Raw genomic sequence first — 13,794 nt, 5'->3', positions numbered from 1 at the left:
TCATGGTGCCTCAGCTTAGCGCCAAATGCGCCTGTGCGCCACCCTGATACAAACCCGTGGGTTTATAGTCTTTTAGGGCCCTAGCCCTCGTGGAATATGCGCAAGCAGCTACTAATTAAATAGCAACCCACCGCCTCAATCGTCTTCTGCAGCCGCGATCCCGGGGAACAGCACCTCGGTGTAGCCAAACTGGCTGAAGTCACGCATGCGCATGGGGTAGAGCTTGCCCCACAGGTGGTCACATTCGTGCTGCACCACACGGGCGTGGAAGCCATCCACCGTGCGGTCGATGGCGTCGCCATACTGGTCAAACCCGGTGTAGCGAATGTGCGACCAGCGTGGCACCAAGCCGCGCAAGCCCGGCACCGACAGGCAGCCTTCCCAGTCGCTTTCCTCGGCCTCGCCCAAAGGCGTGATGACCGGGTTGCACAACACCGTGGGCGGCACAATGGGGCGGTCCGGGTAGCGCGGGTTGCGGTCGTTGGAGCCAAAAATCACGAGCTGCAGGTCCACGCCGATCTGCGGCGCCGCCAATCCAGCCCCGTTGGCGGCCCGCATGGTGTCCAGCAGGTCGGTGATCAACAGGTGCAAGGCATCGCTGTCGAATGCGGTTACCGGTTGCGCCACGCGCAGCAGGCGTGGGTCGCCCATCTTCAAAATTTCACGCACTGTCATGGTTTGCCTTTCTGTTCGCCCGGCACAATCCGGGGCATGTTTGTGCCACCCAATCCCCCACCCGCCACAGCACACCCACCGCTACCACGCTGGCTGCAGTGGCTGTTGCGCGCGCTGGCGGTGGTGAGTCTGGCACTCGGTTTTCTGGGCATGTTTTTGCCGGTGCTGCCCACCACGCCCTTCATTTTGCTGGCCGCATGGGCAGCAGCCCGTAGCTCCCCGCGCCTGCTGGCCTGGCTGGAACAGCACCGCCTGTTTGGCCAGATGCTGCGCGACTGGCGCCAGGGCGGTGTGGTCAGTCGCAAGGCCAAATGGGGCGCCACCGGGGTTATGTCCGCCAGCGCAGTGTTGTTGCTGCTCACGGTTCCCAAGCTGTGGGTCGCCGTAGCTGCCATTGCCTGCATGGCCACGGTGCTGACTTGGCTGTGGCGGCGGCCGGAATCCCTGCCCACCCAGGCCTGAGCCACGGGGCACAGTGCGGTCACTCGGGCTGGGCCTGTAGCAGCGCCAGCATGGCCTCTTCGTCCAGTACCGGCACGCCCAGTTCTTGGGCCTTGTCGAGTTTGCTGCCGGCCTCAGCCCCCGCCACCACGTAGTTGGTTTTCTTGCTGACCGAGCCAGCCACCTTGGCGCCAGCGGCTTCCAGCAGGTCTTTGGCTTGGTCGCGGCTCAGCGTGGGGAAGGTGCCGGTCAGCACAAAGGTCTTGCCGGCCAGCGGCTTGGGCGCCTGGGCAGCGGCTTCACCCTCTACCCAGGTCACACCACAGGCGCGCAGCTGCTCCACCACCTCGCGGTTGTGCGCCTGCGCAAAAAAGGTGTGCAGGCTTTTGGCAACGATGGGTCCCACGTCACTCACACCGGTCAGGGCTTCCTCGGAAGCATCCATGATGGCGTCCAAGGTGCCGAAGTGGCGTACCAGTTCCTTGGCGGTGGCCTCGCCCACATGGCGAATACCCAGGCCAAACAGGAAACGGGGCAAGGTGGTTTGTTTGGACTTTTCCAGCGCATCGACAATGTTCTGGGCTGATTTTTCGGCCATGCGGTCCAGGGCGGCGAGTGCGGTCAGCCCGAGCTTGTACAGGTCCGGCAGGGTACGAATGACCTGCGTGTCCACCAACTGCTCCACCAGCTTTTCACCCAAGCCCTCCACCTCCACCGCACGGCGCTGCGCATAGTGCAGGATGGCCTGTTTGCGCTGGGCCGGGCAGAACAGGCCGCCGCTGCAACGGTGGTTCATCTCGGTCTTTTCACGCACCACGGCGCTGCTGCAGATGGGGCAGGTGCGGGGCATACGGAAATTGGGGACATAGGTCGGGCGGGTCGCAGCCACCACGCCCACCACTTCAGGAATCACGTCGCCCGCGCGGCGCACGATGACGTTATCGCCCACGCGTGCCCTCTTGCGTCGCAACTCAAACAGGTTGTGCAGCGTCGCGTTGGACACCGTGGTGCCGCCCACAAACACCGGGTCGAGGCGCGCCACGGGTGTGAGCTTGCCGGTGCGGCCCACCTGCACGTCAATACCCAGCACCTTGGTGATTTGCTCCTGCGCCGGGTATTTGTGTGCCACGGCCCAGCGAGGTTCACGCGTCACAAAGCCCAGCTGGCGCTGCAGGGCCAGGCTGTTGACCTTGTAGACCACGCCATCAATGTCGTAGGGCAACTGGTCGCGTGCGGCACCGATGCGCTGGTGGTACGCTATCAATTCGGGAGCGCCTTGCGCAGTATCCACCTGGGCTGCAACCGGAAAACCCCATGATTTGAGGGTTTGCAGCATCGCGTAGTGTGTGGCGAACGCCGGGCCGCCCTGCTCTGCCGGGGTCACCTCACCCAAGCCGTAGGCAAAGAAGCTCAGCGGCCGCTGGGCCGCAATGCCGGGGTCCAGCTGGCGCACGGCGCCAGCGGCGGCGTTGCGCGGGTTCACAAAAGTCTTTTCACCCTTCTCGCGCTGCTTCTCGTTCATGGCTTCGAAATCGTCGCGGCGCATATAGACCTCACCACGCACTTCCAGCACGGCGGGCACACCCTCTGGCAACTTCAAGGGAATCTGGCCAATGGTGCGGATGTTTTGCGTGACGTCTTCGCCATATTCGCCATCACCGCGCGTGGCAGCCTGCACCAGCACACCCTGCTCGTAGCGCAGGCTCATGGCCAGGCCGTCGAACTTGAGCTCGGCCACGTACTCCACCAGTGCGTCGGTCTCGGTCAGCTCCAGCTCCTTGCGCACCCGGGCGTCAAAGGCTTCGGCACCGGTGGACTCGGTGTCAGTCTCGGTGCGGATGCTGAGCATGGGCACCACGTGGCGCACCGTGGCAAAAGCGTCCAGCGGCTTGCCGCCCACGCGCTGGGTGGGCGAGTCGGGCGTCACCCACTCGGGGTGCGCGGCCTCCAGGGCTTGCAACTCGCGGAACAGGCGGTCGTACTCTGCGTCGGGGACCGTAGGCATGTCCAGCACGTAGTACTGGTGCGCATGGTAGTGCAGCTGGGCGCGCAAGGCCTGCAGTTGCACGTACTCGGGAGTGGGGTCCGGCGTGGCCGGCTCGGAAGAAAACAAGTCCAGCGTCGCCATACCTGACCCAGAAAAAAAATTAGCTGAACAAACGCCGTGCCAACGGTGACCCGGCGGCCAGGTCACGCTGCTCCAGCGTGTCGTACAAGGTTTGCAGCTCGGTGCCAATCACGTCCATGGTCTGCGCGGGCAGTGGCTGGCCGTTGTCGTCGGTCACCACGCCTTCCATGGCCTGGGCTAGGGCGGCGGCCGATTCGCGCATCCGCTCAAAGGCATGCTCGGCGCGGTCCACCTGCGCCACATCCAGGTGCAGGCTGATGTCGCGGATGGCCGATTGGGCCGGGTCGTCTGCCAGCGCGGCCTGCGAATCAAAGCCCAGCACCAGCACAGGTGGCAGGCCTTCCTGCGAGGCGGGCAGCACCATACGGCCTGGAATCACGCCTGGCACAAAACCCAGGCGTGCGGCGTTCTGGTGGATGTAACCGGGGCTCCACGAGGCATTGCGGGCGCGAATGGTAAAGCCCAGCTGCGCATCGTGCGCGCTGGCAAACTGGTCCAGTTCGCGGGCACGCGCCACTTCGTCCAGCATCTCGGGGAACTCGGGCGTGGCGTTGATAGCGTCGGCGAAGGCCTGGGTCTTGACCACGAACTCGGAGTATTCGATTTCGTTGAGCGCGCCCGAACGGTTGGCCAACTGCACACCGGCCTGGAAGCCGCCGTAGCGCTGACCGGGCATGGGAGATTCCCACACCATGCTGTGGAGGTTGTAGCCCTCAATCGAAAAAGGCTTGGTACCAGCACGCCGGGTGGTGGGCATGGCGGCCAAGGCCGCTTCGCCCGACACCGCAGGCACACTGGGGTCCAGCGCCACCGTGGCAATCACGTCAATCAGCGAATCCATCACCGGGCGACGCGGGGGTTGCGGCAGCGAGAAGGCGGGCGCCTCCAGTCCACTGTCAGACAGCGTGGGCTCCTGGTCCACCGGGCTGGGCGTGTCTTGCAGGGGTTCGGGTTGGGCCTGGCGCGGCGCGTTGCGGCGCGAGGTCCAGGCGCTGTGGGCCACCACGGCGGCCAGTACCACGCCACCTGCAATGGCCAGTCCGAGTTGTAAGTTGCTCATCGTTGGAATCTTGTATGGGTTGCGGGAGAGGCGCTCCGCAGGTCAGGCCAGTTCAGCCAGGGTGACAGCGGACTCCATGTCCACGGCCACGATACGGGAAACGCCCTGCTCCTGCATGGTCACGCCAATCAGTTGCTCGGCCATTTCCATGGCAATCTTGTTGTGGCTGATGAACAGGAACTGCGTGCTCTTGCTCATGCTGGAGACCAGCTTGGCATAACGTTCGGTGTTGGCATCGTCCAGCGGCGCGTCCACCTCGTCCAGCAAACAGAACGGCGCGGGGTTGAGCTGGAAGATGGCGAACACCAGCGCAATCGCGGTCAGCGCCTTTTCGCCACCCGACAGCAGGTGGATGGTCTGGTTCTTTTTGCCAGGCGGCTGCGCAATCACCTGCACGCCGGAATCCAGAATCTCGTCGCCGGTAATCACCAGGCGCGCATTGCCACCGCCAAATAGCTCGGGGAACATACGGCCAAAGTGCATGTTCACCTGATCGAAGGTGCCGGACAGCAGCTCGCGAGTTTCGGCGTCAATCTTGCGGATCGCGTCTTCCAGCGTGTTCATGGCCTGGGTCAGATCCACGTTTTGCATGTCCAGGAACTGCTTGCGTTCGCGCGCGGCGGCCAGTTCGTCCAGCGCGGCCAGGTTGACGGCACCCAGCGCGGCAATCTCGCGGTGCAAGCGGTCGATGTCGCCCTGCATGCCGAACAGGCGCACATTCCCGTCTTTGATGCTTTGCTCAATCGCTGCCAGATCGGCCTGGGCGTCCACCAATTGGGCTTCAAATTGCTCAAAGCCCAGGCGCGCAGCTTGTTCCTTCAGCTGGAATTCGGTGATGCGCTGGCGCAGCGGCTCCAGCTCACGCTCCAGTTGCATGCGGCGCTCGTCGCTAGCGCGCAGCTTGGCGGTCAGGTCGTCGTATTCGCTGCGCTTGGCACCCAGGGCCTGTTCGCGTTCCAGCTTCAGGGCCAGCGCGTTTTGCAGGCCAGCCTGGGCAGCGGCATCGGTCAGGCGCGCCATTTCTTCTTGCGCGCGTTGCTCTTCCGACAGAATATTTTGTGTTTGCTGTGCCGCCGTTTCAATGGCACGCGACAGTTCCGCGTTACGCGCCTGCAGGCTGCGCTGGGCAAACTGGGCCTCTTGCGCCTGGCGCTCCAGGCTGCGCTGCTGCTCGCGGCACTGCACCAGCTTGCGCTGGCCTTCGATCACACGTTCTTCCAACTGGGCATGGCGCTCCTGGCTGTCGGCCAACTGCATGTCCAGCGACTCGAATCGGCCCTCGGCCTCCACACGGCGTTCCTGCAGGTCGTCCAGCTGGGCTTCCACCTCGGCCATATCGGCTTCGATCTGCGCGCTGCGCGCCCGGGTTTGCTCCAGGATTTGGGTCAGGCGTAGCGTCTCTACCTGCAGCTCATGGGCGCGGCTTTGCGTTTCTGCGGCTTCGCGGCGCACGCCGACCAAGCGCTGGGCGCTCTCGGCATAGGCACTTTCGGCGCGGCTCAGGGCTACGCGAGATTCGTCGGCAATCAGCTGCTGGGCACGCAGCTGCTTTTCCAGGTTTTCAATCTCTTGCGCACGGGCTAACAGGCCTGCCTGTTCGCTGTCCTGCGCATAAAAACTCACGCTGTGCGCCGTGACCACATGGCCGGACTTCACGTAGATACTCTCGCCAGCCTGCAGCTTGTCGCGCTGGGCCAAGGCATCTTCAAACGTGGCGGCGGTGTAGCAGCCCTGCAGCCAGTCGGTCAACACGGCCTTTTGGCCGGCATCGTTCACCCGCAGCAAGTCGGACAGACGGGGCAAGGAACTGGCTCGCTCGGGTGCGGCAGCCGAGGGTGGGGTGTAGAAGGCCAACTTGGCGGGAGGCGCATCCACCGCAAAGGCGCGCAGCATCTCCAATCGCGACACTTCCAGCGCGCCCAGGCGTTCACGCAGTGCGCCTTCCAGTGCGTTTTCCCAGCCTTGTTCAATGTGGATGCGCGTCCACAGCCCCTGCAAATGGCCCAGGCCATGCTTGGCCAGCCAGGGTTGCAGCTTGCCGTCGGTCTTCACCTTCTCTTGCAAGGCTTTCAGCGCCTCCAGGCGGGCCGAGAAGTCGGCCTGCTTGGCAGACTCGTCGTTCACGGCTTGCTGCTGGGTGCGGCGGGCTTCGTCGAGTTGCGGCACCGACTCCTGCAACTCGTGCAGACGGGCATCGGCAATCTGGTTGGCTTCTTGTGCGGCTTCCAGCTGCTCCTGCAGGTTGACCAGGCGCGCTTCGTCGGGGGCGGACAGCGCGTTGCGGTCTGTCATCAGGCGGTCGCGGCGGGTGTTGAGCTGGCGGCTTTGTTCTTCGATGCTGCGTTGCTCCGCGGCCAGCACCTGGATCTGTTGCTGCACCTGCACCACGCTGCCACGCTGGTCGTTGGCAGCGCTTTGCGCCTTGGCCACGGCTTCTTCCATGTCCGGCAGCTGCATGGCTTGCTCTTCCACCTGGGCGGCCAGCAGCTCGGTTTGTTCTTCGCCCAAGGCGGCCAGTTCGGCCAGGCGTTCAATCTCGGCCTGTGCATCGTCGCGGCGCACGGCCCATTCAGCAATCTGGTCTTTCAGCGTCACCAGGCGCTGCTCCACGCGCTGGCGGCCTTCGACCACAAAGCGGATTTCGGCTTCCAGGCGGCCCACATCGGTGCTGGCTTCGTACAGCAGCCCCTGGGCCTGGTTGACCTGGTCACCGGCCGCGTAGTGGGCTTGGCGCACGGTTTCGAGGTCGGCCTCGATGTGGCGCAGGTCGGCCATGCGCGATTCGAGCGCGTTGACCGCTGCCAGCCCTTCGGACTGGACCTTGGCCTGGTCGGCCAGGGCTTCGGCACGCTTCAAGAACCATTGCTGGTGTTGCTTCTGCGTGACTTCGGATTGCAGCGCGTTGTATTTGGCGGCCACCTCGGCCTGCTTTTCGAGCTTTTCGAGGTTGGTATTGAGCTCGCGCAGGATATCGTCCACGCGGGTCAGGTTTTCGCGGGTGTCGGACAGGCGGTTTTCGGTCTCGCGGCGGCGCTCTTTGTATTTGGACACACCCGCGGCTTCTTCAAGAAACAGGCGCAGCTCTTCGGGCTTGGACTCGATGATGCGGGAAATCGTGCCCTGGCCAATGATGGCGTAGGCGCGTGGGCCCAGGCCGGTGCCCAAGAACACGTCTTGCACGTCGCGGCGGCGCACGGGCTGGTTGTTGATGAAGTAGCTGCTGGTGCCGTCGCGCGTGAGCACACGTTTGACGGCGATTTCGCCAAACTGGCCCCACTGGCCGCCAGCACGGTGGTCGGCGTTGTCAAACACCAGTTCCACGCTGGAGCGGCTGGCCGGCTTGCGCGTGGTGGTGCCGTTGAAGATCACGTCCTGCATGGATTCGCCACGCAGCTCCGACGCCTTGCTTTCGCCCAGCACCCAGCGCACCGCATCCATGATGTTGGATTTGCCACAACCGTTGGGGCCCACCACGCCCACCAGTTGCCCCGGCAACAGGAAGTTGGTGGGCTCCGCAAAGGACTTGAAGCCGGATAACTTGATGGAATTAAGGCGCACGGATCGGTGGTACCTGCTCTAAGCAGTTGATTTCATTGGATTAATCAGTCAGCGGTGGCTGACGAATGGCCCCCGATGATACTGTGTAGCAGGGGCGCCACCCGGCACGCCCGGGCTGGCAAACGTTACAGCCTGAAAACGGCGGCCTTGCCAGCGGCGCGCGGCCCGAACACGCCAGAGACTCAGGGGATAATGCCGCCCCATGAACCCGAATTTGTCGCGCCTGCAGGCGTACCCCTTTGAACGCCTGCGCCAGCTGTTCTCCGCCGTCACCCCCAACCCCGCTTACCACCCCATCAGCCTGGGCATAGGCGAGCCACGCCACCCCACCCCCGACCTGATCAAAGACGCCTACTGCGATGCCATCGGCAGTGCGGACGGCGGCCTGTCGGTTTACCCCGCCACCGCGGGTGATGCCAAGTTGCGCAATTCGATGGTGCGCTGGCTGGAGCGTCGTTATGGTTTGCAGTTGGACGCGGCCACCCAGGTGCTGCCCATCAACGGATCGCGCGAAGCCCTGTTTGCTTTTGCCCAGACCGTGGTGAACCCCGAGCTTGCCGACGCGGGCGGGCCCGTTCAAGTGGTGTGCCCCAACCCGTTCTACCAAATCTACGAAGGCGCGGCCTTGCTGTGCGGCGCCCAGCCCTACTTTGTGCCGTCGGTGCCCGAACGCAACTTTGCGCAGGACTGGGACAGTGTGCCGGCTGACGTTTGGGCTCGCACCCAGCTGCTGTATGTGTGCTCGCCCGGCAACCCGGCCGGTGCGGTGATGCCGCTGTCCGAATGGGCCAAGCTGTTTGCGCTGAGCGACCACTACGGCTTTGTGATTGCCTCCGACGAGTGTTACAGCGAGATTTACTTCCGCGATGAGCCGCCGCTGGGTGGCCTGGAAGCCGCGGCCAAGCTGGGCCGTAGCGACTTCAAAAATCTAGTGTCCTTCACCAGCCTGTCCAAACGCAGCAATGTGCCAGGCATGCGCAGCGGTTTTTGCGCGGGCGATGCCAAGCTGATCAAGCAGTTCCTGCTCTACCGCACCTACCACGGCAGCGCCATGAGCATGGTGGTGCAAACCGCCAGCGCGGCGGCTTGGGATGACGAGGCCCACGTGGTGGAGAACCGCGCGCAGTACCGCGCCAAGTTCGCTCAAGTGACCCCCATGCTGGCCGAAGTGATGGACGTGGCCCTGCCCGATGCCGGCTTTTACTTGTGGGCCAAGGTTGAGGGCAGTGATGCCGATTTCGCACGTGACCTGCTCGCTCAATACAATGTGACCGTTCTGCCCGGCAGCTACCTGGCCCGCGAGGCCCATGGCAGCAACCCGGGAGCGCAGCGCATCCGCATGGCGCTGGTGGCCGAAGCCGCCGAGTGCGTGGAAGCCGCGCAGCGCATCGTCCAGTTTGTGAAATCCCGAGTTTCCTGAGTCTTTCAACCCCTTTTCCCTTCTCAAAAGCCCTATGAGCCAACAACTGCAAACCGTTATCGAAGCCGCGTGGGAAGACCGCGCCAACATCTCCGTCGCCTCTGCCTCCGCCGAAGTGCGCGACGCCGTGGAGCATGTGCTCAACGAGCTGGACGCCGGCCGCCTGCGCGTGGCCACCCGTGAAGGCGTGGGCCAGTGGACCACCCACCAGTGGATCAAGAAGGCCGTGCTGCTGAGCTTCCGCCTGAAGGACAACGAAATCATCCAGTCCGGCGACCTGGGCTTTTACGACAAGGTACCCACCAAGTTTGCCGGCATGAGCGCCGAAGCCCTCAAGGCCACGGGTGTGCGCGTGGTGCCCCCCGCTGTGGCGCGCCGCGGCAGCTTCCAGGGCAAGGGCGTGATCCTGATGCCTTCTTACTGCAACATCGGCTCCTATGTGGACGAAGGCACCATGGTCGACACCTGGGCCACCGTGGGCTCGTGCGCGCAGATCGGCAAACATGTGCATTTGTCTGGCGGCGTGGGCATTGGCGGCGTGCTGGAACCCATGCAGGCCGGCCCCACCATCATTGAAGACAACTGCTTTGTGGGCGCGCGCTCCGAAGTGGTCGAAGGCGTGATCGTGGAAGAAAACTCGGTCATCTCCATGGGCGTGTACATCGGCCAGAGCACTCCCATTTACGACCGCGCGACCGACACCGTGAGCTACGGCCGCGTGCCTGCCGGCTCCGTGGTGGTGAGCGGCAGCCTGCCCAAGGGCGACGGCAAGTACAGCATGTACGCCGCCATCATTGTCAAGAAGGTGGATGCCAAGACCCGTTCGACCACCAGCCTGAACGACCTGCTGCGCGACTAAACCGTAGACCTGTTCCAAGAGAGGTACGCCATGGCCACCACCACACCCCAACCATCAGGAACGATGGAACGCATTCTTCGCCTGATGAGCGAGAAGAAGGCGTCGGATGTGTACTTGTCCGCGCACGCCCCGGCGCTGATCAAGATCAATGGCCAGTGTGTACCGATCAACAGCCAGACCCTGCCGGCCGACGCGCCCAAGAACCTGCTGGCCGAGGTGCTCTCGCCTGAGCACATGGCGCTGCTGGAGGCCGAAGGCGAGCTCAATGTGGGCTTTCCGATGGCGGGTGTGGGTCGTTTTCGCGTCAGCGCCATGCGCCAGCGCGGCTCCATCGCCGCGGTGATTCGTTACATCGCGGTGGACATTCCCAGCCTGGCCAACCTGCAACTGCCGCCCATTCTGGGCGACCTGATCATGGAGAAGCGCGGCCTGCTGCTCATGGTAGGCGCCACCGGTGCGGGCAAGAGCACCACGCTGGCGTCCATGATGGATTACCGCAACGAGAACGTCTCGGGCCACATCCTGACCATCGAAGACCCGGTGGAGTTTTTGTTCAAGAACAAGAAGTCGGTGGTCAACCAGCGTGAGATCGGCACTGACACACAGTCGCTGCAGGTTGCGTTGAAAAACGCGCTGCGCCAGGCGCCCGATGTGATTCTGATTGGCGAAATCCGCGACCGCGAAACCATGTCGGCAGCCGTGGCCTATGCACAGTCGGGCCACCTGTGCCTGGCCACCATGCACGCTAACAACAGCTACCAGGCGCTGAACCGCATTTTGAGCTTCTACCCCGTGGAAGTGCGCTCCACCATGCTGGGCGATCTGGCCGCCGCGTTGCGTGCCATCGTGTCGCAGCGCCTGCTGCGCACCACCGCGGGCTCGCGCATGCCAGCTGCCGAGGTGTTGCTCAACACCAAGCTGATTGCCGAGCTGATTGAAAAAGGCGACTTCTCGGGCGTGCGCGAGGCCATGGAAAAGTCCATGGCCGAGGGTTCACAAACCTTCGAGCACGACATTGCCCGCCTGATTGTGGAGGGTTCGGTCGACCGCAAGGAAGGCCTGGCCCACGCCGACTCGCCCACCAACCTGTTGTGGCGCCTGCAAAACGACTTCACCAAGGCGGCCAAGCCAGCTGCTGCGGTGGAAGAGGAAGAAGAAGCCTCGTTTACCGAAATTACCCTGGATGTGAAGCACTGATGAGCGTAGCGCTGAACCGTTTCAAGCAAGCTTGCGCCCCCTTGGGGGGCAGCGCCGCCAACGTAGTGGCTAGCGTGGGGGCTTTATGACCAAGACGTTGCAGCTTACTGAGCAGCTGCTTTCCATGGCGTCCGTCACGCCGAGCGACGGCGGTTGCCAAGCCTTAATTGCCCAACGCCTGGCGCCACTGGGTTTTGTCTGCGAGACCATCGAAAGCGGCCCGGCCGACTTTCGTGTCACCAATTTATGGGCAAAACGGGTTGCGGCACCCGTAGATACTGCGCAAGCAGCTACCAAATCAGTAGCATCCAAGACACTGGTGTTTGCTGGCCATACCGACGTGGTGCCCACCGGCCCGCTGGCGCAATGGGACAGCGCGCCCTTCGTACCCACGCACCGTGACGGCAAGCTGTTTGCCCGCGGCGCCAGCGACATGAAGACCTCACTGGCGGCGTTTGTGGTGGCCATTGAAGAGTTTCTGGCCACCACGCCCACCCCCGACCTGAACATCGCCCTGCTGCTGACCAGCGACGAGGAAGGCCCTGCCAATGACGGCACCGTGGTGGTCTGCAACACGCTCAAAGCCCGCGGCGAGGTGCTGGACTACTGCATCGTGGGCGAGCCCACCTCGGTGGAACGCACCGGCGACATGATCAAGAACGGCCGGCGCGGCACCATGAGCGGCAAGCTCACGGTCAAGGGTGTGCAGGGCCACATTGCTTACCCACACCTGGCCAAAAACCCCATCCACCTGGCCGCACCCGCGCTGGCCGAGCTGGTGGGCATTGAGTGGGACCGCGGCAACGACTTTTTTCCACCCACCACCTGGCAGGTCAGCAATATGCACGGTGGCACCGGCGCCAGCAATGTGATTCCGGGTCATGTGGTCATCGACTTCAACTTCCGTTTCTCCACCGAGTCCACGCCCGAGTCGCTGCAAAAGCGCTTGGCCAGCGTGCTGGAAAAGCATGAACTGGAATATGACCTGGCCTGGACCGTAGGCGGTCTGCCCTTCCTCACCACACCCGGCACATTGGTGGATGCAGTGCGCGACGCCATCCGCTCCGAGACCGGTATCGAGACCCAGCTTTCCACCACCGGCGGCACCAGCGACGGGCGCTTTATCGCCCAGGTCTGCCCCCAGGTGATCGAGATGGGGCCGCCGAACGCCACTATCCACAAGATCAACGAGTTTGTGGCGGTGGCGGATATTGAGCCCCTGAAGAACATTTACCGCCAGGTGCTGGTCAACCTGAACCGTCAGGCGCAGGCATGACCTTGTTGGAACTGGTGGCCCAGGCCACCCAGCAGCTCACGGACGCCCAGGTTTCCTTTGGCCATGGCACTACCAATGCGCGTGACGAAGCCGCCTGGCTGGTATTACATGCGCTGGGGCTGCCGCTGGATACGCCGTTGGACGCTGATGATTCAGAGTCAAATCGGCCTGTAGCCCCCGAGGAATATGCGCGAGCAGCTACGCTTTTAGGAGCGCGCATCAGCACACGCAAGCCTGCGGCGTACCTGACGAATGAGGCCTGGCTGCAGGGGGTGCCCTTTTATGTGGACGAACGGGTCATCGTGCCGCGTTCGCTGATTGCCGAGCTGTTGGTGGATGGCAGCATTGACTATTGGCTGAAAGAAAGCACGCACCGTGTGCTGGACCTTTGCACGGGCAACGGTAGCTTGGCTATCTTGGCAGCCATGGTGTATCCCGATGTGGAAGTCGCTGGGGCCGACATTTCTACCGATGCGTTGGCCGTGGCCCGCATCAATGTGGACAAACACAGTTTGCAGACGCGTGTGCAGCTCGTCGAGTCTGATGGCTTGACCGCCCTGCCCGGTCCGTTTGATTTGATTCTGTGCAACCCGCCGTATGTGAATGCGCAGAGCATGGCTGACCTGCCCGCCGAATACAAGGCCGAGCCTTTTATCGCGCTGGACGGTAACCAGTCTGGCGGGAGCGGGGATGGCATGGACTTTGTGCGCACTCTGTTGCAACAGGCACCGGCCCATATGGCGGACGATGCCGTGTTAGTACTAGAGATTGGTAACGAGCGCGCCTACTTTGAAGCTGCATTTCCTGCCCTGGAAGTGGTGTGGCTGGAAACCAGCGCTGGGGAAGACCAGGTGTTGTTGGTGACCAAGGAGGCATTGCTGCTTTAGCGCCTTTGCGCCGGGCTTAGGTCCTGGGCACGCAACAGGCCAGGGGCAGAGAGCTCCGTTCGTGTCCCCCGGCCTTTGGCCTCCTCCTTTACCTCACTGCGCTCCCCAACCCTACCCTGCCGCTACGAACGTATTTTTTCTTCTGGCGCAGACAATGCCACCTTTGGGATGGTGGATGGGGTATCTGGGCGCAGGCGCTGTTCGCGGTTGCCACAGCGTGTCCCCGCAAACCAAGGCGTTAACGAAATAACCACTGCGAACCCAAAGTGTTCGCCCGCGAGATGTGCCGGAGA

Annotated in this window: 10 protein-coding genes; 6 read left to right on the top strand and 4 right to left on the bottom strand. The window is 63.2% G+C overall.

Translation table 11 applies throughout. From position 1 onward, the window contains the following. Positions 1-135: 135 nt before the first annotated feature. On the bottom strand, positions 136-675 hold the full coding sequence (gene def, locus C5F53_RS08265) for a peptide deformylase (protein WP_105260873.1): 540 nt from the start codon (positions 673-675) through the stop codon (positions 136-138). 36 nt (positions 676-711) lie between these two features. On the opposite strand from def, the gene C5F53_RS08260 reads away from it, so the two are divergent. Then, positions 712-1,137, top strand: a complete 426-nt coding sequence (locus tag C5F53_RS08260) for a YbaN family protein (RefSeq protein ID WP_105260872.1) — start codon at positions 712-714, stop codon at positions 1,135-1,137. Between the two features lie 19 nt (positions 1,138-1,156). Here the strand turns inward: C5F53_RS08260 and ligA are convergent, their stop codons facing one another. From ligA to smc, 3 genes are read right to left on the bottom strand one after another with little or no spacing between them, the layout of a single operon-like run. Further along, a complete protein-coding gene (ligA, locus tag C5F53_RS08255; protein WP_105260871.1) occupies positions 1,157-3,244 on the bottom strand; it encodes an NAD-dependent DNA ligase LigA in 2,088 nt (695 codons plus the stop codon). A gap of 19 nt (positions 3,245-3,263) precedes the next feature. Further along, the gene (locus tag C5F53_RS08250) at positions 3,264-4,304 is read right to left on the bottom strand and encodes a cell division protein ZipA C-terminal FtsZ-binding domain-containing protein (protein ID WP_105260870.1); all 1,041 of its coding nucleotides are present in this window, start codon (positions 4,302-4,304) and stop codon (positions 3,264-3,266) included. Between the two features lie 42 nt (positions 4,305-4,346). Next, positions 4,347-7,862 carry a chromosome segregation protein SMC gene (gene smc / locus C5F53_RS08245; RefSeq protein ID WP_105260869.1) on the bottom strand — a complete coding sequence of 1,172 codons (3,516 nt, stop codon included), beginning with the start codon at positions 7,860-7,862 and terminating at the stop codon, positions 4,347-4,349. 202 nt (positions 7,863-8,064) lie between these two features. Between smc and dapC the strand changes: the two genes are divergently transcribed. The 5 genes from dapC (at position 8,065) to prmB (ending at position 13,501) form a co-directional block, all read left to right on the top strand. Next, positions 8,065-9,282, top strand: a complete 1,218-nt coding sequence (gene dapC / locus C5F53_RS08240) for a succinyldiaminopimelate transaminase (RefSeq protein WP_105260868.1) — start codon at positions 8,065-8,067, stop codon at positions 9,280-9,282. A 34-nt stretch (positions 9,283-9,316) separates the two neighbouring features. Next, positions 9,317-10,141: a 2,3,4,5-tetrahydropyridine-2,6-dicarboxylate N-succinyltransferase gene (gene dapD, locus C5F53_RS08235; protein ID WP_105260867.1), complete on the top strand. Its 825-nt coding sequence runs from the start codon at positions 9,317-9,319 to the stop codon at positions 10,139-10,141. Positions 10,142-10,171: 30 nt separating this feature from the next. After that, a complete protein-coding gene (locus C5F53_RS08230) occupies positions 10,172-11,338 on the top strand; it encodes a PilT/PilU family type 4a pilus ATPase (RefSeq protein WP_105260866.1) in 1,167 nt (388 codons plus the stop codon). A gap of 85 nt (positions 11,339-11,423) precedes the next feature. Further along, positions 11,424-12,614 (top strand): succinyl-diaminopimelate desuccinylase, encoded by a 1,191-nt coding sequence (gene dapE, locus C5F53_RS08225; protein WP_105260865.1) that lies wholly within the window; start codon positions 11,424-11,426, stop codon positions 12,612-12,614. Beyond that, complete coding sequence (gene prmB, locus C5F53_RS08220; protein WP_105260864.1) at positions 12,611-13,501, top strand: 50S ribosomal protein L3 N(5)-glutamine methyltransferase; 891 nt, start codon at positions 12,611-12,613, stop codon at positions 13,499-13,501. Before dapE ends, prmB begins: the two co-directional genes overlap by 4 nt. Positions 13,502-13,794 lie beyond the last annotated feature (293 nt).

Source organism: Rhodoferax sp. TS-BS-61-7, from assembly GCF_002943465.1.
In the GTDB taxonomy this organism is placed as follows: domain Bacteria; phylum Pseudomonadota; class Gammaproteobacteria; order Burkholderiales; family Burkholderiaceae_C; genus Allorhodoferax.
The sequence above is the reverse complement of the archived record's forward strand: the minus strand, read 5'-3'. Positions and strand labels throughout refer to the sequence as shown.